The following is a 22,814-nucleotide window of genomic DNA, read 5'->3' as shown; positions in this document are numbered from 1 at the left end:
TTGAACAAACCGTTCGTGTGGTCGTGACACCGTGACATGTGATGTCATGGTCGCCGAACGCCCCGATATCGACTCCTTCATGCTTGTTCGACACTGGTCCGCCCCGGTAGACCGAATCCGACACAGGGTTCGTGGGTCATCGCAGAGCTGTGGGCCGGATTGCTGAAGGATGTTGTACCCGCATGCGTGAAGTGGATCACCCGTCGAGCACCTCTCGACGGGAAGCGCGTCGTGCGCCACGTGGTCGAGGCAATCGAAAGTCGAGTGCTCCTCTTTTCACGCAACTGCTGACGGCAGCGGTCGACACCGCGGGCGACACCGTCGCCGTGTCCTACTCCGTCGACGGGGTTCGCCGCGAGCTCACCTACACCCAACTCGACGAGCACTCCTCGCGCCTGGCCAGAGACCTCCTCGAACGCGGGATCGGCCCCGGCGACGTCGTCGCGCTCGGGTTCACCCGTTCGATCGAGTCGGTGGCGGCCGTGTGGGCCGTGGCCAAGACCGGTGCCGCCTACGTTCCCGTCGACCCGGCGCTGCCCGCGGAGCGCATCGCCTATCTCCTCGAGGACTCGGGCACGACCCTTGGCCTGACCGCCACATCACATCGGGACAAGCTGGGCGATTCCGTCGAGTGGCTCGATATCGTCGCCGACCACGACCGCATCGCCGCGCACCCGGCCCACCCGATCTCCTACCTCGACCGTGTCCGCCCGCTGACCGATCAGCACCCGGCCTACGTCATCTACACCTCCGGTTCGACCGGCCGACCCAAAGGCGTCGTCGTCACCCACACCGGTCTGGGCGCCTTGGTCGCCGCGGCCGGAGAACGCTATTCGGTCGACGCGGGCGACCGCGTTCTGCACGTCTGCTCGCCGAACTTCGACGTCTCGGTCCTCGAACTCCTGCTGGCCTTCAATTCCGGCGCCACCCTGGTGATCTCGCCTTCGACCGTCTTCGGTGGCCCGGAACTGGCCGGCCTGCTCCACGCCGAACGGGTGACCCACCTGCTCATCACCCCGGCGGCCCTGGAATCTGTCGACCCGCACGACCTCGACGACCTGCGTGTCGTGGTCGTGGCGGGCGACGCGTTCGGCCCGGCGCTGGTCGACCGCTGGGCGGTGAACCGTGCCTTCTTCAACGGCTACGGCCCGACCGAGGCGACCATCCTGGCCACCGGCACCACCGAACTCCTTCCGGGCGAACCGATCACCATCGGCTCGGCGTTCGCGGGAGTCGGTGTGACAGTGCTGGATTCGCGGTTGCGCCCGGTCCCCGCGGGCGTGGCGGGTGAGCTGTATCTGTCGGGTCCCGCGCTGGCTCAGAGCTACCAGGGCAGGCCCGGTCTCACCGCGGAACGATTCGTCGCCTCGCCTTTCGGCGGCTCGCGCATGTATCGGACCGGCGACCTGGTGCGCCGCACCGCGGACGGCGAACTCGAGTACCTGGGCCGCTCCGATTTCCAGGTGAAGATCCGCGGATTCCGTGTCGAACTCGGCGAGATCGACGCCGCCCTGACCGCTCACCCCGACATCGAGTACGCCGTCACCCTCGGTACGAAAGCGGACTCGGGCGCGACCGTGCTGGTGGCGTATGTGCTGGCTCGCCACGGTGTTTCGATCGACACCGACGACGTGGCCCGTTTCGTCGGCAACTCCCTGCCCGGCCACATGATCCCCACCGTCCTGATGACACTGGACGAGATCCCGCTGACCCCCAACGGCAAGCTGGACCGAAAAGCGCTGCCCGCACCAGTTTTCGGGGCCGTGAGCTCGCGCGCACCCGAGGGCCCGGTCGAGATCGCGATCGCCGAACTGTTCACCCAGATCCTGGGTCTGGAGCAGATCGGCGCCGAGGACTCGTTCTTCGCCGCCGGTGGCGACAGTATTCTGTCGATTCAGCTCGTCTCGCGCGCCCGCAACGCCGGGATCTCGTTCACCCCGCAGGCCGTGTTCGAACATCGCACCGTCGCCGGACTAGCGCGAGTGGCCGTACTGGGTGCGGAGTCCGCGCCCACCCTGACCGAACTACCCGGTGGGGGTGCCGGCGAAATGCCGCTGACACCGGTGCTGGCCGCCGCGCTGGCCGGTGGACGGGTGTTCGCCAGGTTCACCCAGCAGATGGTGCTGACCCTGCCCGCCGGCATCGACCGACCTGCCCTGGTGGACACCCTCACCGCGGTGATCGATCACCACGACATGCTGCGCGCCGGCCTGCGGCAGGTCGACGGGCACTGGGAACTGCACGCGCTGCCGCCGGGTGCGGTGGAGGTGAACGACCTGCTCACGCGCGTCGATGTCCCCACCGGCGCCGACCTCGGTGACTACGCCGACGCGGCCATGGAATCCGTGCTGGCCTCGCTGGATCCGCAGGCGTACCGGATGATCGGCTTCGCCTGGCTCGCGCGCGAGGACGGTCCGGACGGGCTGGTCGTCGCGGCGAACCACGCGGCGATCGACGGCGTTTCCTGGCGAATCCTGTTGTCGGACTTGGTCGCCGCGTGGGCTCAGCACGGTCGACGGGTAACCCTGCCCCCGGTCGGCACATCGTTTCGACGATGGGCGCATGCCCTGACGGATGCGGCCACGACCAGGCGCGCGGAACTGGCCCACTGGCAGCAGACCTTGTCGGTACCCGACCCACTACTCGGCACCCGGGCGCTGGGCGCCGTCGACACCGCATCGACGGTGCGAACCATCAGCGTCGAAGTTCCCGCCGACATCACCCGGGCAGTCCTGACCGACCTGCCGACCATGTACCGCGCGGGCGCCGAAGACGGCCTGCTCGCCGCCCTGGCAATGGCCGTGCGCGCATGGCGGGCCCGACGTGGCGTCGACGCCCCCGCGACCCGCGTCCGCCTGGAGGGCCACGGCCGTGAGCAGTCCGCGGTCGACGGCGCCGATCTGACCCGCACGGTCGGCTGGTTCACCAGCATGTACCCGGTCGCACTAGACCTCGGCGACATCGACAACACCGCCGCATGGCACGGTGGCAGCGCGACCGCCGCAGTCGTCAAGGCGATCAAGGAACAGCTGCGTGCGGTGCCGCACAAGGGCATCGGCTTCGGCATGCTCCGCCACTTGGACCCGGAATCCGCCACGCAGCTCGAGGGTGACCTGGGCCAGATCGGGTTCAACTACCTGGGCCGCATCTCCGCAGGCGACGTCGCCGACACGCTCACCGACCACAGCTGGCTACCCACCGCCGACTGGGGTGAGCCCGTCGCCGAGCAGGACCCTGCCCTGCCCGCTGCCGCCGTCGTCGACATCAACGCCCTCGCCACCAGCACCGACGCCGGTCTGGCACTGCGCGCGTCGTTCTCCTATGCCTCCGAAATTCTCGACGAGGAATCGGTCCGGGAGCTGGCCGACGACTGGACCGCGGCCCTGACGATTCTCGCCGAGCACCTGCGCGACCCCGCGGCAGGTGGCCTCACACCCGCCGATGTCGCGCTGGTCCAGGTCACCCAGCCCGAACTCGACACCTGGCACAGCGAACGCGCGCACCTGACCGATGTGGTGCCGTTGGCGCCCCTGCAGCTCGGTTTGCTCTTCCTCGCCCAGATGTCGCCGACCGACCCCTACCTGGTCCAGCTGGCCGTGGAACTGACCGGCACGGTCGACACCGACCGCCTGCGGCGAGCCGCCCGAGCGGTCCTCGACCGCCACGCGATTCTGCGCACCGCCTTCGGGGCGTCCGCGGCGGGCACACCGGTCGGCTTCGTCACCGAGGGTGTCTCGGTGCCGTGGCACATCGTCGACTCCACCGATCGCGACGCCGACGAGTTCATGGCCGCCGAAGCGCGAATCGGTTTCGACCTCTCGACAGCGCCGCTGCTGCGCTTCACGCTGTACCGCCGCGCCGACGGCATGCACCTGGTGCTGACCGCACATCACCTGCTGGTCGACGGCTGGTCGATGCCGTTGCTGATGCAGGAACTGCTCCTCTGCTACGCCACCGACGGCGCCCCCACCGCCCTCCCACGCGTGCGCCCCTATCGCGACTACCTCGCCTGGCTCGCGGGCCAGGACCGTTCCGCCGCACTGCACAGGTGGCGCGAGGCGTTGTCCGGGGCCACGCCGACCCAGCTGACCGCCGCCGTCCCGTCGCCGCCCGAGCCCGTCCAGGCGCACGGGATGTGCACCGTGGAACTGTCACCGGCCGAGGCCGAGGAGCTGGCGGCCTGCGCCGCGGCCAATGACGTCACGGTCAACACCCTGTTCCAGGCGGCCTGGGGTGTGGTGCTGGCCGGTGCCATCGGACGCGACGATGTCGTGTTCGGTGCGGTGGTCTCGGGCCGCCCACCACAGTTGGACGGCGTCGACGGCATGGTCGGACTCTTCGCGAACACCATCCCCGTCCGGGTCCGCTACGACGCCGCCGCGCCCCTGCGAAACATGTTGTCGCCGTTGCAGTCCGAGCAGATCGCCCTGCTCGACGGCCACCACCTGGGCCTGGCCGAGATCCAGCGGGCCGCGGGCACCGGCGAGTTGTTCGACACGCTCATGGCCTACGAGTCCTACCCCGTCGACACCGAGGGGATGCGTCGCGCGCAAGGCTCGATCGACGGCCTCGAGATCGCCGACGTCCGAGCAGCCAACGCGACCCACTACCCGGTAGCGGTCGGTGTCGAGGTGGGCGAGGGGATCCGCGTCGGTGTGCAGTACCGCCTCGACCTGATCGACACCGGCATCGCCGCAGCCCTCGCCGACCGCCTGCGCACCACCCTCGACGCCTTCGTCCGAACGCCTGACCGCACCGCAGCGCAACTGCTGGACCAGCACGACGATCCGATCTCGGAGTCGACCTACTGGCGCACCGCTCTCGCGGACCTTCCCCGGGACCTGACCCTGCCCACCGATCGCGCCCGCCCCGCGGCTCCCGTAGTCACCGACGCCCGGTTGTCGTTCGACATTCCCGCCGATCTCGGACAGCGCTTGCGTGATTTCGCCGAATCTCATGACACGACGCTGTTCAGTCTCGTGCACACAGTCTTCGCGGTGTTGCTGGCTCGCCTGTCCGCCACCGACGACATCGCGATCGACACCCCCTGCCCGCATTCGCCGGACACCGAGCTGGTGCTCCGACTTCCGGTGCGCGGCGATCACCCTGTCGGGGACCTGCTGACGGAGGCGAACGCGGTCGCTCGCCGGGCATTCGGGCGTTCCGGTGTGTCCCGCACGGCCTCGACGCACCTGACGTCCGGGGCTGTGCCGCAAGCACTCGCCCACGCCACGGCGGATGCGCGGCCGTTGCCGGACGGAAGTTCTCCGGTGTGTGACGAGCATCCACTGGTGCGATTCAGGTTGCGACACCGCGAGTTCACCGATGACGTTCCCTCATCCGGGCCCGTCGACGCTTCGCCCTACGATCTCGTCCTTTCGTTGCACGCCGCGGGCTCCGCAGACCACGGTCGCATCCACACCGAAGGCGCCGACGGTCCGCACCTGGATGTCCGCAGTGACGGGCCGTCTGCCGTTTTCGGCGATCACCGACGGGCCGATCGTCTCGAATTCGCCTACGCCGGCGCCCTGTTCGACCGGGAAACGGTCGAGGTGTTCGCGCAACGCCTGATCCGGCTCCTGACGGACGCGATCGCACACCCCCACACCGCCGTCGGTGACCTCACGGTCCTCAGCGCCGCCGAAGAAGCGACCCTGACCACGCGCAACCCTGACACCGACACCGGCACCGCCCTGTTCCCCGACCTGGCGGGGCGCGGCAGTGCCCTCGGCCACGAGCGAGTCGCCGTGCGGCACGCTGGCAGGTCGACCACCTATGGCGAGTTGTCCGAGCGAACCGCGCGCTGGGCCCGCGCCCTGATCGACCGCGGCGTCGGACCGGAAGTCGCTGTCGCCGTTGCCCTTCCACGATCCTTCGATATGGTCGCCGCCGCACTCGCGATCGCCGCGGCGGGCGGAGTGTATGTGCCGATGGACCCTCGCAATCCCGCCCAGCGACTCCAGCACCTGGTCACCGACTCGGGCGCGACACTCGGCATCACCGCCTCCGCGCACCTCGACGACCTGCCCGACGACCTGACCTGGCTGACGATCGATGACCTGAACCGAGCCGGCGCACCACACCAGCCAACCCCGATCACCGACGCGGACCGCCTCTCGCCCCTGCGTATCGACCACCCCGCGTACATCATCTACACCTCCGGCTCCACGGGTCTACCCAAGGGAGTCACCGTGACTCACGCCGGCCTGGCTGCCTTGGTCGACGAAGCCGTCCGCCGCTACCGCCTCGAGTCGCACCACCGCTTCCTGCACATCTGTGCCCCCTGGTTCGACCCCTCTGTCCTGGAATGGCTGTGCGCCTTCGACACCGGAGCGACACTGGTGGTCGTGCCGTCCGACATCGCGGGCGGCGTCGAACTCGCCGATCTGCTGGCCGCCGAGTCCGTCACCCACGCCATCATCACCCCCGCGGTCCTGGGAACGCTCGATCCGGCCGGTCTCGATGCGCTGGAGTCGTTGTCGGTCGGTGGTGACGTGACCACCCCGGACCTGCTCGCCAAGTGGCAGCCGGGCCGCCGCTACCTCAACGGCTACGGCCCCACCGAAACCACGATCATCTCCTCCTACGCCGAACTCACTGCCGGACAACCCATCTCGATCGGCGCACCCGTGCACGGCACGCACGCGATGATCTTGGATGCCCGCCTGCACCCGGTTCCGCCGGGCGTCACCGGCGAGCTCTACCTGACCGGCCGCGCGCTGGCACGCGGCTACCGCAATCAGCCGACGACGACCGCGGCCCGCTTCGTCCCCGATCCGTGGGGTGCGCCCGGCACCCGCATGTACCGCACAGGCGACCTCGTTCGCCGTCGCGACACCGGCGACATCGACTACCTCGGCCGCGCCGACGCTCAGCTGAAGGTGCGCGGGTTCCGGATCGAGCCGGGCGAGATCGATGCCGTGCTCGCCGGCCACCCTGACGTCGAGTTCGCGGTCACGGTAGGCCGCAAGACCGCAGCGGGATCGACCACGCTGGTGTCCTATGTTCTGGCGGCACAGGATCATCCGGTCGACCCCCGCGCGCTCACCGAGTACGCCGCGGATCACCTGGCCGCCCATGCCGTGCCGTCCGCGATCGTGGTTCTCGACAAGCTGCCCCTGACCTCCAACGGCAAACTCGACCGCAACGCCCTGCCCGAACCCGTCACCGCGACCGAACCCGCCGCAGCCCCGAGCGGTGCGATGCAAACCCTGCTGGCCGACCTGTTCGCCCGCGTCCTCGGTGTACCGGAGGTCGGCGTGCACGATTCGTTCTTCTCGATCGGCGGCGACAGCATCCTGTCGATCCAGCTGGTCTCCCTTGCCCGCGCCGCGGGGATCGTCTTCACCACCCGCGATGTATTCGAACACCGCACCGTGGCAAAGCTTTCCGCGATCGCCGCCCTCGACAGCCCGAGCACACCGGTCCTGGCGGAACTGCCCGGCGGCGGCATCGGCGACGTCGTGTCGACGCCGGTCCTTGCCGATTTCCTGACCACCGGTTCGAGCGACCGCTTCGCCCAGACGATGGTCCTGGCCCTCCCTGAGAACATCGACCGCCCCGGCCTGGTCGCGACCATCGCCGCGGTCCTGCGCCACCACGACATGCTGCGCGCCCGGCTACGACAAGACGGTGATGATCACCGTCTGGAAGTCCTGCCGCCCCACGCTATCGATGTGGACGCGCTGATCACCGAGATCGACGCCGCACAGTCGGCGGCGGCCGCGACATCGCCCGACACCGGCCGCGCGGCAACGAGCACGTCCTTCGATGACGAAGCATCACGTTTCCTCGGCAACGCGGCGATCGCACCAGAGGTACTGACCCGAATCGGCACCGCCGCTATGGATTCGGCCCTCTCGGAGCTGGACCCCGCCGCCGCCCGCATGATCGCCTTCACCTGGATCCGCAGGCACGGCGCCCGCGATGTCCTCGCCGTCGCCGCCCACCATTACGTCATCGACGGCGTCTCGTGGCGAATCCTGCTGCCCGACCTCGTCATCGCCTGGGCACAGCACACCGCGGGCAAGCCGATCACCCTGCCGCCGGTCGGCACCTCGTTCCGCCGCTGGGCGCACGGTCTCGCCGCCGCCGACCGCACTGCCGAACTCGACCACTGGCAGCGGGTTCTGGCCACCCCCGACCCGTTGCTCGGCACCCGCGCGATCGACAGCGCCCTCGACACCGAGGCCACGATGCGGTCGATCACCGTGCAGATCCCCGCCGAGATCACCGAACCCCTACTCACGACGCTGCCCGCGCAATACCGCGCGGGCGCCGACCACCCACTGCTCGCCGCACTGGCCTTGGCCGTGCGCGTCTGGCGCGCCCGCCGCGGCATCGATTCCCCCACGCTGCGACTGCGACTCGAAGGCCACGGCCGCCAGGAAGACGCCGTCCCCGGCGCCGACCTGACCCGCACCGTCGGCTGGTTCACCACCGTCTATCCCGTCGCCCTCGACCTCTCCGCCATCACACCCGCCACCTTCGACGACGAAGCCCTGGCCGCCACGGTGCGCACCGTCAAAGAACAGCTCATGGCCGTGCCCGACAACGGCATCGGTTTCGGTCTACTGCGCCAGGCTCCCCGAACCCGAAACCTGTTGTCCGGCAACATCGGCCAGATCGGTTTCAACTACCTGGGCCGGGCCACCACCGCCGCCGGGCCCGCCGGCGACACCGCATGGCTGCCGACTGCCGACCTCGGCGACATCGAGGTCGAGTACGACCCCACCCTGCCCGCGCACACCGTCCTCGACATCAACGCGATCGCCGTCACCACCGACACCGGCCTGCGACTGCAGGCGAACTTCCGCTATGCCACCGGCATTCTCACCGAGTCCGCGGTTCAGGAACTGGCCGACGACTGGACGAGCTGGCTCACCGTACTGGCCGACCACACCCTGCATCCGTCCGCGGGTGGTCTGACCCCGTCCGACGTTGCGCTGGTACAGGTTTCGCAAACCGATCTCAACACCTGGCGCGATACCCACCCGGGCCTGTCGGATGTGCTGCCCCTGTCGCCGTTGCAGCACTCGCTGCTGGCGCTGGGCGACATGCTCGACGAATCGGTGCACGCCTACGTCATCCAGCTCATGGCCGAACTGACCGGCGACCTCGATATCGACCGGCTGCGCCACGCGGCCGCGACCGTCCTGAACCGGCACGCCAACTTGCGCTCGGCCTTCGTCACCGCGCCCGACGGCACCCCGGTCCAGTTGGTCTCCGAAACCGTCGACGCCCCGTTCCGGATCGTCGACACCGTCGACGCCGAACTGCCCGCCCTGCTCGCCGCCGATCAGCAGGCCGGCTTCGACCCGACGATCGCGCCGCTGCTGCGATTCACGGTGTACACCACCGGTTCCGGACGCAGCCACCTCGTCCTGACCGGCCACCACATCCTGCTCGACGGCTGGTCCATGCCGCTGCTGATGAAGGAACTGCTCGTCCTCTACGCCACCCACGGCGACGCGACCCCGCTGCCGCCGGTGCGCCCCTACCGCGACTACCTCGAATGGCTCACCCGCCAGGACCGCACAGCCGCCGAGCGCGCATGGTCCGAGGTCCTCGACGGGGTGCGCACGACCATGATCGCCCCTGAGCTGACCTGGCCGCCCGCGACGGGCACCGGCTACGGCCTGTGCGAGTTCGAACTCGACGCCGCGCGGACCTCCGCGCTGACCACCTTCGCCGCGGCCGCCGAGGTCACCCCGAACACTGTGTTCCAAACAGCCTGGGGGCTGGTGGTGGCCGCGACCACCGCGCGCGACGACGTCGTGTTCGGTGCCACCGTGTCCGGCCGCCCACCCCAGCTCGACGGTGTCGGTGACATGATCGGCCTGTTCGTCGACGCGGTCCCGGTGCGCGTGCGCATCGATCCCGCCGACACCGTCGGTGCTCTGATCCGCGCGGTCCAAGCCGAGCAGGCCTCCCTGCTCGAGCACCACCACCTCGGCCTCGGCGCGATCCAGCGCGTGGCGGGCCTGGGCGAACTGTTCGACACCATGCTCGCGTTCGAGTCCTACCCCGTCGACGTCGAGGGCCTGCAACAGGCAGGCGGCGCCCTCGACAACCTGAGCATCGACGACCTCCGAGGCGCCGACCACACCCACTACCCGCTCACGGTCCTGGTCTTCCTCGGCGCCCGCACCCAGGTGCAGCTGAAGTACCGCCGCGACCTCGTCTCCGATGCCGTGGCACAGGCGGTCACCGACCGGCTCCGCACCGCCCTCGACAACCTCGTCACCACACCGAACACCCGCGCGGCCGGTATCGCCGACACGCTCGCCGACGACCCGACCGATCCGATCACCCGGTCCCGTTTCTGGCGCCAGACCTTGGCGGACCTGCCTGCTCGACTGATCCTGCCCACCGATCGCCTCGCCTCGCAGGCGGCCCGCCCGATCACACAGCACGGACCCGACGTTCGCACCGCAGCTGAGCGGGGCCACGCCCGTTTCGTGGTTCCCCCGATGATCCACCGGGACCTACGCGAACTCGCCGACACCACGAACGTGAGCTGGCAGACGCTGCTGCGCACCGCCGTGGCAGTGCTGCTCGCCCGCCTCAGCGGCGCCGACGACATCGTGATCAGGACGGTCACCCCGGATCTCGTGCTCCGCACGACGATCGACCCGGCGGCCCGGTTCCTCGACCTCCTCCCGCAGGCGAACCGCCTCGGGGCCCGGTCCATGGCCCACGCCGGAATCCCCCTCGCCGAACTCGCCGATTTGCTCGGCGTCGCCCCCGATTCACTGGGACAGGTCTGCCTGACCTTCGCGCCGAACCCCGACCGCAGTGTCGCGAGCGCCGAGTCCCAGCTCCGTGCGTCATCGATCGAGCTGGACTCGAAACACACACTCCCACAGAATGACTCGCGATCGAAGGACCTGCCCTCCGACGTCGTCGACCGAACCTGTGCCGAGTTCGACACGGATAGCCAAGGCCTCGCCCTGACGGTGACCGAGTCCCGGTCGACCATGTCGATCGAGATGTCCTTCGCCCGCACCCTTTTCGACGAGCACGAGGCCGACACCTTCGGCCGGCGCCTGGTCCGCCTGCTCACCACCATCGCGCAGCACCCGCGGACTCCGGCGGGGGACCTCCCGCTGTCCGACCACGCCGAGTACACCTTCCTGACCCACCTCGGCGACGGCACGACACCGTCGACGACCGGCACCCTGCCCGCACTCCTCGTTCGCGGCACCGGCTTCGGCCAGCACCGAATCGCGGTGCGCGACAACGCGAACGCCTACACCTACGGCACCCTCGACGCCGACTCCTCCCGCCTGGCCCGAGTTCTCATCGCCGAGGGCATCGGTCCGGAAACCGTCGTCGCCTCGGCCATCCCACGCTCCTACGAGTCGATCCTGGCCTTCTGGGCGATCGCCAAAGCCGGCGGCGTGTACCTGCCGGTCGACCCGAACTACCCCGAAGACCGCGTCCGCCACATGCTCGACGACTCCCACGCGACAATCGGTCTCACCGTCACGGCCGAGGCGAACCGCCTGCCCGGTTCCGGTCGCTGGCTGGTCCTCGACGATCCCACCGTCCGGGCCCGCATCGCCACCTACTCGTCGACCCCGATCCGCGACCGCGACCGCCGAGCGCCTCTGCGCCGCGACAACATCGCCTACGTGATCTACACCTCCGGCTCCACGGGCGTGCCCAAGGGTGTCTCGGTCACCCACGCCGGTCTGGGTGCCCTCGTCGCCCACTCAGCGGCCCTGATGCGCCTGCGCCACGACCACCGCATGCTGCATGTCTGCTCGCCCAGCTTCGACCAGTCGATCGAAGAGCTCAGCACCGCGTTCCACCACGGCGCCACCCTCGTCATCGCACCACCGGACACCCTCGGCGGCACCGACCTCGACGACCTGCTGCGCACCGAACAGGTCACCCACACGATCATCACCCCGGCCCTGCTGAGCACCCTGGATCCGGCAGCACTGCCCGACCTGCGCTGTGTCTCGGCAGGCGGCGAAGCCACCACCCCCGAACTCCTGGCCACCTGGCAACCCGGGCGCAACTTCCTCAACGGCTACGGCCCCACCGAGGCAACCATCGGCGCGACCTACTCGGCCCTGCGTGCCGATGACCGCGTCACCATCGGTCGCCCCGTACCGGGCATGCGCGCGGTGGTCCTCGACGCCCGCCTGCACCCGGTTCCGGTGGGCGCCACCGGTGAGCTGTACCTGGCGGGTCCCGCACTCGCGCGCGGGTACCGCGGCCGCAGCGCCGCCACCGCGGACCGTTTCGTGGCCTGCCCCTGGGCCCAACCGGGCGAACGGATGTACCGGACCGGCGATCTCGTGCGCTGGGTGCACGGCGACACCTACGAGCTGGAATACCTGGGCCGCACCGACTTCCAGATCAAGATCCGCGGCTTCCGGATCGAACCCGGCGAGATCGACGCCGTCCTGCTGCGGCACCCGCAGGTGAGTTTCGCCCTCACCCTCGGCACCGAGAACCCGGCCGGTGAAACCGCGCTGGTCTCGTACGTGACCGGCCGCGAGATCGATCCCGCCGCCATCGCACGGTGGTCGTCGTCGATGCTGCCCGCGCACATGGTCCCCGCGGCCGTCGTCGTCCTGGACCGTATCCCGCTGTCGGCCGCCGGCAAGATCGACCGAAAAGCCCTGCCCGCACCGGAATTCACGTCCCGTACCTACCGCGAGCCGGGAACCGGCATGGAACGAGCGGTGGCCGAGGTCTTCACCGAGGTGCTCGGCGCCGAACGGGTCGGCGCCGACGACAACTTCTTCGATCTCGGCGGGAACTCGCTGCTCGCCACCCGACTGACCGCCCGCCTCAGCGCGGCGGTCGACATCCGGGTGCCGGTCCGAGTGCTGTTCGCCGCACCCACCGTCGCCGAATGCGCCGCGGCGATCACCGGATTGACCCGCGCAGCAGCTCGCCCGGCCCTGCAGGCCGGCCCGCGCCCGGCGCAGGTCCCACTCTCGCCTGCCCAGCAGCGGATGTGGTTCCTCAACCGCTTCGATACCGGCACCGCCGCCTACAACATCCCGGTGGTGCTCCGCCTCACCGGCGCGCTCGACACCACCGCGATGCAGCAGGCCTTCACCGACCTCATCGCACGCCACGAGATCCTGCGCACGATCTACCCGACCGTCGACCGCACACCGGCCCAGCTCGTGTTGCCGATCGACCACCCGGATGTCCCGCACCTCCAGATCACCACAATCGCCCGTGGTACCGGCACGGCGTCCGACCCTGCCGACAACGACATCGACGCGGATGTCAGCGACGGCGACGTGACATCCGCAGTGACAGCACTGGTTTCGACAGTCTTCGATGTCACCGCCGAGGTTCCCTTGCGCGCCACCCTGTTCGAACGCGGCCCGAACGATTACGTCCTGGCCATGGCCGTCCACCACATCGCCGGTGACGGCTTCTCCGGTGGCCCCCTCACTCGCGATCTCGTCAGCGCCTACACCGCACGCACCCAAGGGCAAGCCCCGACCTGGGCACCGCTGCCCGTGCAGTACGCCGACTACGCCATCTGGCAGCAACAACTACTGGGCGACGAAACCGACCCCACCGCTATGTCGGCCACCCAGCTCGCGTACTGGCGCCAGGCCCTGGCAGAGCTGCCCGACCAGCTCGAACTACCCCGCGACCGCCCGCGCCCGGCCATCCAGTCCTATGCGGGTGGCCGAGTCCCCTTCACCGTCGACACCGCCACCCACGCCGCGCTGGCCGAACTGTCCCGCACCCATGGCGCGACGCTGTTCATGGCCGTGCACACCGCCTTCGCGGTCGTCCTGGCCGAACTGTCGGGCACTCCCGACATCGCCATCGGCTCCCCGGTCGCGGGCCGTGGCGACGCCGTCCTCGACGACCTGATCGGCATGTTCGTCAACACCCTGGTCTTTCGCACCCGGGTCGACCCCGGCGCGAGCTTCACCGAGCAGTTGATCTGCCAGCGCGAGACCGACCTGGCCGCCTTCGCCAACGCCGATATCCCGTTCGAACGGCTCGTGGAAGTTCTCAACCCCGCCCGGTCCACCGCCCGCCACCCCCTGTTCCAGATCGGCCTGTCCTTCCAGAACCTGGCCGAGGTACGCATGGACCTGCCCGGCATGAGCGTCTCGTCGGTGGAGCTCGACCGTGCACTGTCCCAGTTCGACCTGCACCTGATCCTGGCCGACCGCTACACCGCCGAGGGTTCTCCCGCCGGCATCACCGGCTACTGCACCTTCGCCACCGACCTGTTCGACGCAGCCACGGTAGCAGGCTTCCTGGCCCGCCTCACCCGCCTCATCGCGGCGGTGGTCACCGACCCCGGCGCGCCGCTGCACACCATCGACCTGCTCGCCCCGGCCGAACGAACACAGATCCTCGACACCTGGAATCAGACTGCGCGCCAGGCGGATCCGAGCGCGACCCTCGCCTCGCTCTTCGGCGCCGGCGTCGCCCGCACCCCGGATGCCGTCGCCCTCGTCGCCGACGACATCCGGGTCACCTACGCCGACCTCGATGCCAGGGTGAACCGCCTGGCCCGCTACCTCATCGCCGCGGGCGCGGGCCCGGAAACCCGGGTGGCGCTGGCGATGCGCCGATCGGTCGATCTGGTCGTCGCGATGTACGCGGTCAGCACCGCGGGCGCCGCCTACGTCCCGATCGACCCCGACCAGCCACGATCGCGCACCCGATACATCCTCGACACGGCTACCCCACTGCTCGTCCTCACCGACGCCGATAGCTGGCTCGACGGCAGTGGCCGCCCGAGCTGCACCGTCAGCAGTGCGTCCGGCACCGACCACAGGGCGGCGACAACCTCGGACTACGACACCACGCCGAGGGGCTCGGCTGCGTTCGACACCGACAGTGCCCCCCCGGTTCGATCTGTCGAGCGCCTCGACCTGTCGACCCACAGCCCGGCCCCGGTCACCGACCGCGACCGTCGCGCACCCTTGCGCCCCGCGAACACCGCCTACGTGATCTTCACCTCGGGATCGACGGGCCGCCCGAAGGGGGTGGCCGTCTCGCATGCCGCGATCGTCAACCAGTTGCGCTGGAAGACCACCGAATTCGGCCTGACCGCACAGGACTCGGTACTTCTGAAGACGGCCGCCACCTTCGATCTGTCGGTCTGGGAATTCTGGTCCGCGGCGGTCTGCGGCGGCCGGCTGGTCCTCGCCGCCCCCGACGGACACCGCGATCCGGCCTACCTCGCCGAGCTGATCCGACGCGAGGAAGTCACGACCCTGCACGCCGTCCCCTCGATGCTCGACATCCTGCTCACCGAGCACCTCCCGCCGTCCCTACGCCGCGTCCTGGCCATCGGTGAAACCCTGCCGATAGCCCTCGCCCGCCGATTCGCCACCGCGGCACCGAGTACCGCCCTGTTCAACGTCTACGGCCCCACCGAGGCCGCGGTTTCGATCACCAGCCACCGAGTGAACGCCGCCGACACAACGACCGTCCCGATCGGCACACCGGTCTGGAACAGTCAGGTCTACGTCCTGGACGCCCGTCTGCGCCCGGTCCCCGCAGGTGTCCCGGGCGAGCTGTACCTGGCAGGCGCCCAGCTGGCCACCGGTTACCTCGCCCGCCCCGACCTCACCGCCGAACGCTTCGTCGCCGACCCGTTCCACGCAGGCACCCGCCTGTACCGCACCGGCGACCTCGCCGTCTGGAACGCCGACGGCGAACTCGAATACCGCGGCCGCACCGACTTCCAGCTCAAGATCCGTGGTCATCGCATCGAACTCGAGGAAATCGACGCCGTCCTGACCACCCACCCCGATGTCGCGTTCGCCGTCACCGTCGGCCGCGAGAACCAGGCGGGCGCAACAGTATTGGTGTCCTACGTGGTCGCCACACCGGGCCACGAGGTCGGCGTCGACAACCTCGGGCAGTGGGCGGCCCGAGCCCTGCCCACCCACATGGTTCCCACCACGATCATGGTCCTCGACGAGGTCCCCCTGACCCATGTCGGCAAACTCGACCGCGCCGCCCTGCCCGCACCGGAACTGGCCACCCGCGCCTACCGCGCCCCCGACACCGCCGTCGCGCACACCGTCTGCGATATCTTCGCCGACATTCTGCGCCTGGACCGCGTCGGCATGGACGACCACTTCTTCGAACTCGGCGGCACCTCCCTGAGCGCCACCCACCTGTCCGCCCAGCTCAGCACCGCGACCGCCGCGACCGTCCCGGTCACCTGGATCTTCACCACGCCGACCCCCGCGGGAATCGTCGCCGCGTTGCGCGCCGACGGCACCGACAGTGCGGGCACCGACGCCGCCTTCGATGTCCTGCTGCCCTTGCGCACCGAGGGCACCGGCGAACCGCTGTTCTGCATCCACCCCATCAGCGGCTTGGCCTGGTCCTTCAGCGGCCTGGCCGCCCACCTCGACCGCCCGCTCTACGGGCTCCAGTCACCGGCGTTGAGTTCGGTTGAGCCCCTGCCGGATTCGATCGAGGAATGGGCGCTGCTCTACCTCAAGCACCTCCGTGCCGTGCAACCCGAAGGCCCGTACCATCTGCTGGGCTGGTCGCTCGGCGGCGTCATCGCCCACGCCATGGCGGTGCAACTCCAGGAAGACGGCGAGCACGTCGCGATGCTGGCCATGCTCGACAGCACCCTGACGTCGGCATCGACCGCGATCACGACCACCGTCACCGCCGCCGACCTACTCGGCGGATTCGCCCGCGCCGACGACCTCGACGAACCGGTCGACGTCCGCCGACTCGCCCGCACCCTGTGCCAACTCTCCGCACCGCAGGCCGCACTCGACCCCGCCCGCGTCGACCGAATCGTCGACGCGGCGATCACCTCGATCGCGCTCGACGCCGCCTACCGTCCTCGCCGTTTCGACGGCACCATCACCTATTTCACCGCAGCCAAGGACGATCCGACCGGCACCAACGGCGCTACCTCCTGGTCCGAGGCGGCAACAGGCTCGGTCGACAACCACGCCGTGGACGCAACGCACTGGCGAATGACCGAGGACCGTGCCCTCGCCGTCATCGCCGACGCGCTGTCGAGTGACCCAGATCACGCTTGCGGTTGACCTTGGGTCAAGGTGGACGCTCATGTCATGACTTCGAACACGAACAACACCGCGACCACTACCGAATCCCTTGCCGCACCGGCTCACTCGAACCTGCAGCAGACCATCGAGGAGATCGTCGAGACCGGTTTCGTCGGCCTGCAGTTGCGGGTCGACGACGAGCACGGTGCGTGGGTCGGCAGCGCCGGGCGCAGCGAACTGGGCGAGCCCGCCGCGCCTGCGCTCAACGGCCGCGTCCGGATCGGCAGCAACACCAAGACCTTCGTCGCGACCGTGGTCCTGCAACTGGTCGGTGAGGGCCGGATCGCGCTGGACACTCCGGCCGTCGACTACCTGCCCGGGTTCGCGCTGGATCCGCGAATCACCGTGCGGATGCTGTTGCAGCACACCAGCGGGATCTTCAACTTCACCGGTGAGGTCTTCGAGGACGGGACGACCGCACCGGGCGTCGTCGCCTGGAGTGGCAAGGCCTGGGTCGACAACCGTTTCCGGACCCACCACGCCGACGAGCTGGTTCGGCTGTCCCTGGCCAAGCCTGCCCGGTTCGAGCCGGGCACGGACTGGAGCTATTCCAACACCAACTACGCACTGGCCAAGCTGCTGATCGAGGCGGTCACCGGTCACTCGCTGGCCGAGGAGATGCAGCGGCTGATCCTGGGACCGCTCGGGCTGTCGGACACCGTGGTGCCGGAGACCTCCACCGATATCGGCGGACCGCACGCCCACGCGTACTACCGCTACGACGACGCGGGCGTGGAGAAGACGGTCGATGTGACCGTGCAGAACCCCTCCTGGATCTCCAGTGGCGGCGACATGATCTCGACCAGCAAGGACCTGCACACCTTCATCTCCGCGCTGCTGAACGGCACGCTGCTGCCCGCCCCGCTACTGACCGAGATGCTCACGCCGGAAGCCAAGGTCGGCTACGGACTCGGGGTGTTCATCCAGCAGACCGAGAACGGCACCGTCATCAGCCACAACGGCGGCCACGGTGGTCACGGGGCACTGATGTACGCCACAGCCGACGGCACCACAACCATGACCGCGGCACTGAACTACGTCGACGACGCCGACCTTTCCCTGGCCACGGTGTTCCAAGCCGCGACGCAACGGCTCGTCCGGGAGGTGTTCGGCGCACCGGCCTGAGCGCGTCACGGTCCGGGCCGCACCCACCCGAACGCGGCCCGGACACTTGACCTCGCCCCCTGATCAAGGTCAACTTTCCCGGTAGGAATACCCCGAGCAGGGCGGACTGAGCAGATGAACAACGGTGTCACGATCGGCCAGGCCGCGATATTCGCCGGCGTCACGATCAAGACCGTGCGGCACTACGAGAAGAACGGTCTGCTCGACGAGCCTGCCCGCGACAGCTCCGGGTACCGCCGGTACGGCTCGGCCGAGTTGCTGCGCCTCGTACAGGTGAGAACCCTTGCCGCCGCCGGGGTACCGCTGGCCGAGATCGGCCCCCTGCTCGACGCGGACGCGGACTCGTTCGCCGCCGAGCTCGCCGACGTCGAGCGGCGTCTCACCGAACGCATCGAGGAGTTGATCGCCCGTCGCGACACCCTCCACCGTCTGGCCGACGGCGACCGCACGTTGCTGCCCGACCGCGCGGTGGCGTTGCTCGCCCGCTTGCCCGACCTCGGTATCTCCGCAGCCGACGTGGCCGCCGCGAGGGAGGGCTGGGTGCTGGCCAAAGCCCTTGTCCCGGAAGGCTTCGACGACTACCTCGCCGGCGTCGAGAACGCCATCGAAGACCCCCAGTTCCTCGCCGTGTACCGAGACGCCTCGGTGGCGATGAGCTGGGCGCCCGACGACCCCCGCATCGACGACGTCGCCACCGCGGTTGCCGATCACTATCTCGCCAACCCTGACCATCTCGAGATCGTGACCGGCCTGCAAGCCCGCACAGAGGCCGCGACACGCTACAAACTGATCCGCCACCACGGTGAGGAGCCGGAATCGACCGCGGCCCGGATGTCGGCACTCGTCGAAGCGAAACTGCGGGCAGCGGGCGTCCGGATCCCCGGACCGAACTCCCGCTGAACGCCGCCACCGGTCAGATCTGGTGCACCCACGCCACGAAGAACAACGAACCCGCCGCGGCGAGGGCCACGGCGGCCGGAATCGCCCACCACGACCGGTCACCACCGAGCACGGTCCGCGTCAAACGCAGCTGCAACCGGCCGAACACCGCGATCATGACAACGATCACCGGCGCGATCAGCACGCCCAACGCCGCGTGCACCGCCCACGCTCCCGCCAAAGTGGGTCCACCCCACGAGTTCTCGTAACCGTCGGCGGCCATCAGCGGGTAGGCGAGGCCGCGCACCAGAACCAGCACGCTGAGCATCGCGAGAAACCAGCCGAGCAGCCCGACACCGCCGGACAACACCGATTGGATCAGGCAACGCACCGGCGAAAGCTTGTGGGCGCCAACGGGTTCGCTCAGCAGTCGACGCGGTACCCGCAGCCGGGTCCGCACCCGGGTGAATGCCAGTGGCAGCGCCAGCAGTTCATAGGCCGCCGACCGTGCCACCGCGCCGATCACCGCAGGGACCCGGCCGCCGCGAGATCGTCGAACAGCAGCTGGTCGACCGGTGGCACCAGATCGCGGTCGCCGAACCCGAACCAGGCCAGCGCCTCGATCTCACTGCTGGCCGTGAGCACCCCGCGATAATCGGCGGTGTAGCACGCCATCCGCACGACGGTGTCGTGCCCGTCGGCGACGGCGGCTTCGTAGGTACCGACGTGTTGGGCACTGTCCGGCGCGAGTTCGACGGTCAGTTCCTCGAAGACCTCACGAACCAAGGTCTGTAGGTCGGTTTCGGCGCCTTCGCGTTTGCCGCCCGGGATGAAGAACACGTCCTTCCCGCGCGGGCGGGCACACAGAATGCGACCGTTCTCGATCAGCACCCAGGCCACCGTATCGACGAGCTGCTGTTGCGCAGGTTCCACCACGGCCCGCAGCTTAACGGCCACGGGCCCGGCAGTGCCGCCCAGTCCCTCGGGCGCCGGGCGGTCAGTGCCCGGGCAGCACGCACACAGTGTCCAGGCCGAGGACCCGATTGAGCCGCCCGAACGCCAGCCAGGAACCGATGCTCATGCTCAGCTCCACCACTTCGGCCTGGGAGTACTGCGCGAACATCCTGGCCCAGAATTCCTCGTCGAGACCGTGATGGTCGGTGGCGTAGCGCTCGGCGTATTCGGCGGCCAGCCGGGTACGTTCGTCGAACCGGTCGGTGGTGCGCCAACTCGTGACAGCGTCGGCGAATTCCGCTTCGACCTTCTGCCCGTCGCGTTCGGTGCGCCAGTCCTGACAGAACAGGCACCCGTTGATCTGGGCGATCCGCAGCCGGGCCGCTTCGAATTCGCGCAGGCCGAGGGTGGAGTGCTCGTAGACCGACAGCGAGAACGCCGCCGCGGCGACGCCGATCCCGGGCACCATCTCGCCCCACACGTAGCCGATGGGATCTTTGCCCTCGGGAATGTCGATGATCATCGTGGTGTCCTTCCGAGTTTGCCGACCGCGGCACGCAGCGGCACATCGAGTGCGTCGTAGAGGCCGGGCTGTGCCGCGACCAGCCAGTCGATGGCATTGACCAATCTGCCCACCGCCGTGGCATTTCCGCCCGCCGCGCGATTGCCACCTTCGTCGGTCGCCTCGACGCTGACCTCGATGCGTGGCGTACCTTCGATGATCACCCGGTGGGCGCCGTCACCGTCGGGTGGCGTCGGCCAGTCCGGTGCGCAACTCGGATGGATGCGGGTGACGTGCTCGATCACGATGCGCGCCTGCCCCTCGACGATGCCCTGCACCTCGAATCGCACCGCCCCCTGCGTGCCGGCGTCGAACGTTCCCATCTTCGCGGTCTGCACCGTCTCATCGAGGGCGCGCCGGTCCACGGTTTCGGCGATCTCGTCGAGTTCGACCCCCAACGCCCTGGCCATCAATCGAATCTGGCCGCCCCACACCATCGTCGGCACGCTCGCCATCAGCATCGGCGGCTGGTAGTCCATCGGCTGCCCCATCCCGACGAGATAGCGCACCGAGTCGGGCTGGTCGTAGGTGGAGTAGTCGAAGATCTCCTGGCAGCGCACCACATCGACAGTGCTGCCGAGCCCGCTGATCAACAGCGGCAGCACATCGTTGCCCCAGCCGGGATCCACCCCGGAGACGAACAGCGAACCACCGCCCGCGGCAATGGCTTCCAGCACAGGCTCGCGCATTTCGGGTGGTGCGTTGCGCGGGTCGTAGAGGGCGTAGAGCGCGGGCGTGACCACCACGGCCCCGGCGCGGATCGCCCGCACGATATCGGCGAGCGCGTCGTCGGGGCGGATATCACCGGACGCCGCGTACACCACCGCCCGCGGGCCTGCGGCCAGGAGCGCGTCGATGTCGTCGCTGGCCGCCACCCCCAATTCGGTGTCGAGGCCCGCGAGCACGCCCGCGTCACGGCCGACCTTGTCGGGATTGTGCACGAGCACTCCCGTGAGAACCAGCGCCGGATGGGCAGCCACGGCACGGATGGCCGCGCGGCCGACATTTCCGGTGCCCCAGACGATCGTGGGGATCATCGAGCCACCGTAGCAAGCGCTTGGTTCGCCGTCCGGCGTATCAGAAATCTCAGCCCGCGCGCAGTCCGAGCCCGCTCCCACCGAGCGCCTCGGCGAGCCGTTTCACCGCCGCCGACAGCTCGCGCTTCGAGAGCTTGTGCGCGTCGAACATCGTCGGCACGACCTGGTCGTCGACCTGTTCCCAGGTGCCCGCTATCCGGCCGTCGACCAGCACCAGCGGAGAAATCCAGCCCGCCGTCCTGCTCACCTTCGACCGGTGTTCGGCCGGCAGCAGCGCGGTGTCGGCGGTGCCGGGTCCCAGCACGTACTGGTCGAACGGGCCGAGCAGATGGACGTGACCTTCGAGGGTCGCCGCGGCGAGATCGTCGACGAACTCGCTCGGAATCCAACCGGTCCGGCCGTCGACATCGACTTCGGTCAGCGCGTCACCCATGGTCGCGAACCACGCGCGCAGGACGGTTTTGCGCACACTGTTGCGGCTGAGCCAGGCATCGAACGCCGCCGGTGTCGCGGGACCGTACGCCCCGAGATAGGCGCTGATCAGCAGCGGTGCGGCGACGTCCGGATCGGGAAGGCCCTTCCACCCGGGAGCGTGGTCGGCCGGTGCGGTGAAGGTGACCTTGGTGCCGCGCGCCGGCCCGTGACACAGCGCGCCCTGCCAGGCCAACGGTTTGAGCACCGCACCCCAGCCGGACCGCAACTGCTCGCCGAGGTGGGCGAAGCCGGGTTCGGCGAGGACCGCGGCGACCAGTTCGTCGCGGGTCAGTACCTGACCGGCCAGCACACCCGAGACCACCTCCACCAGTGCGGCCACCTGCTCAGGAGTCGCACCGAAAGTCTTCTGCCACGACGGTTTCTCCCAGGTGCGCGCCGATCCGATCAGCGACAGCGCGGCCGCGGCCTGCTCGGGAACCATCGCGTGCAGCGTGCCGCGCATCGCCCACGTCTTCATCAGCGTGCCCGCGGCGAGCGCATCCCCCACGCCGGTCGGGCGAGAATCGGAACTGCGCACCGCGACGGCGATGTCCGCCGCGGACGCCACTTGCGCCTGCACCCCGGCCAACCTCGTCGCGATATCGTCGACGGACCCCGCGGTCGGTGCCGAAACGAACTGACGACCCAGCCGCCAAGCGAACACCTGATCCCACCCGACACTCAGCATGGCGCCCATCAGATCAGATCCCTCCGACAGTT

General features: G+C 69.3%; 8 protein-coding genes. 3 read left to right on the top strand and 5 right to left on the bottom strand.

Translation table 11 applies throughout. From position 1 onward, the window contains the following. The first annotated feature begins 182 nt into the window (after positions 1 to 182). The 3 genes from ACQHI0_RS11285 to ACQHI0_RS11275 all read left to right on the top strand — a co-directional run bounded on the left by ACQHI0_RS11285 (position 183) and on the right by ACQHI0_RS11275 (position 19,088). Entirely contained in the window at positions 183 to 17,042 is a 16,860-nt protein-coding gene (locus ACQHI0_RS11285) for an amino acid adenylation domain-containing protein (RefSeq protein WP_427907883.1), read from the top strand. A 27-nt stretch (positions 17,043 to 17,069) separates the two neighbouring features. Next, on the top strand, positions 17,070 to 18,188 hold the full coding sequence (locus ACQHI0_RS11280) for a serine hydrolase domain-containing protein (protein ID WP_427907882.1): 1,119 nt from the start codon (positions 17,070 to 17,072) through the stop codon (positions 18,186 to 18,188). 114 nt (positions 18,189 to 18,302) lie between these two features. After that, positions 18,303 to 19,088, top strand: a complete 786-nt coding sequence (locus tag ACQHI0_RS11275; protein WP_427907881.1) for a MerR family transcriptional regulator — start codon at positions 18,303 to 18,305, stop codon at positions 19,086 to 19,088. Between the two features lie 13 nt (positions 19,089 to 19,101). Here ACQHI0_RS11275 and ACQHI0_RS11270 read toward each other — a convergent pair whose 3' ends face one another. The 5 genes from ACQHI0_RS11270 to ACQHI0_RS11250 form a co-directional block, all read right to left on the bottom strand. Further along, the gene (locus tag ACQHI0_RS11270) at positions 19,102 to 19,581 is read right to left on the bottom strand and encodes a hypothetical protein (protein WP_427907880.1); all 480 of its coding nucleotides are present in this window, start codon (positions 19,579 to 19,581) and stop codon (positions 19,102 to 19,104) included. Between the two features lie 8 nt (positions 19,582 to 19,589). Further along, positions 19,590 to 20,003 carry an NUDIX hydrolase gene (locus ACQHI0_RS11265; RefSeq protein ID WP_427907879.1) on the bottom strand — a complete coding sequence of 138 codons (414 nt, stop codon included), beginning with the start codon at positions 20,001 to 20,003 and terminating at the stop codon, positions 19,590 to 19,592. 61 nt (positions 20,004 to 20,064) lie between these two features. Beyond that, on the bottom strand, positions 20,065 to 20,544 hold the full coding sequence (locus ACQHI0_RS11260; RefSeq protein WP_427907878.1) for a carboxymuconolactone decarboxylase family protein: 480 nt from the start codon (positions 20,542 to 20,544) through the stop codon (positions 20,065 to 20,067). Then, positions 20,541 to 21,620: a dihydrodipicolinate reductase gene (locus ACQHI0_RS11255; RefSeq protein ID WP_427907877.1), complete on the bottom strand. Its 1,080-nt coding sequence runs from the start codon at positions 21,618 to 21,620 to the stop codon at positions 20,541 to 20,543. Before ACQHI0_RS11255 ends, ACQHI0_RS11260 begins: the two co-directional genes overlap by 4 nt. Before the next feature lie 49 nt (positions 21,621 to 21,669). Further along, entirely contained in the window at positions 21,670 to 22,791 is a 1,122-nt protein-coding gene (locus tag ACQHI0_RS11250; RefSeq protein ID WP_427907876.1) for a winged helix DNA-binding domain-containing protein, read from the bottom strand. Positions 22,792 to 22,814 lie beyond the last annotated feature (23 nt).

This window comes from Nocardia sp. FBN12 (assembly GCF_050320175.1).
GTDB lineage: Bacteria > Actinomycetota > Actinomycetes > Mycobacteriales > Mycobacteriaceae > Nocardia.
The sequence above is the reverse complement of the archived record's forward strand: the minus strand, read 5'-3'. Positions and strand labels throughout refer to the sequence as shown.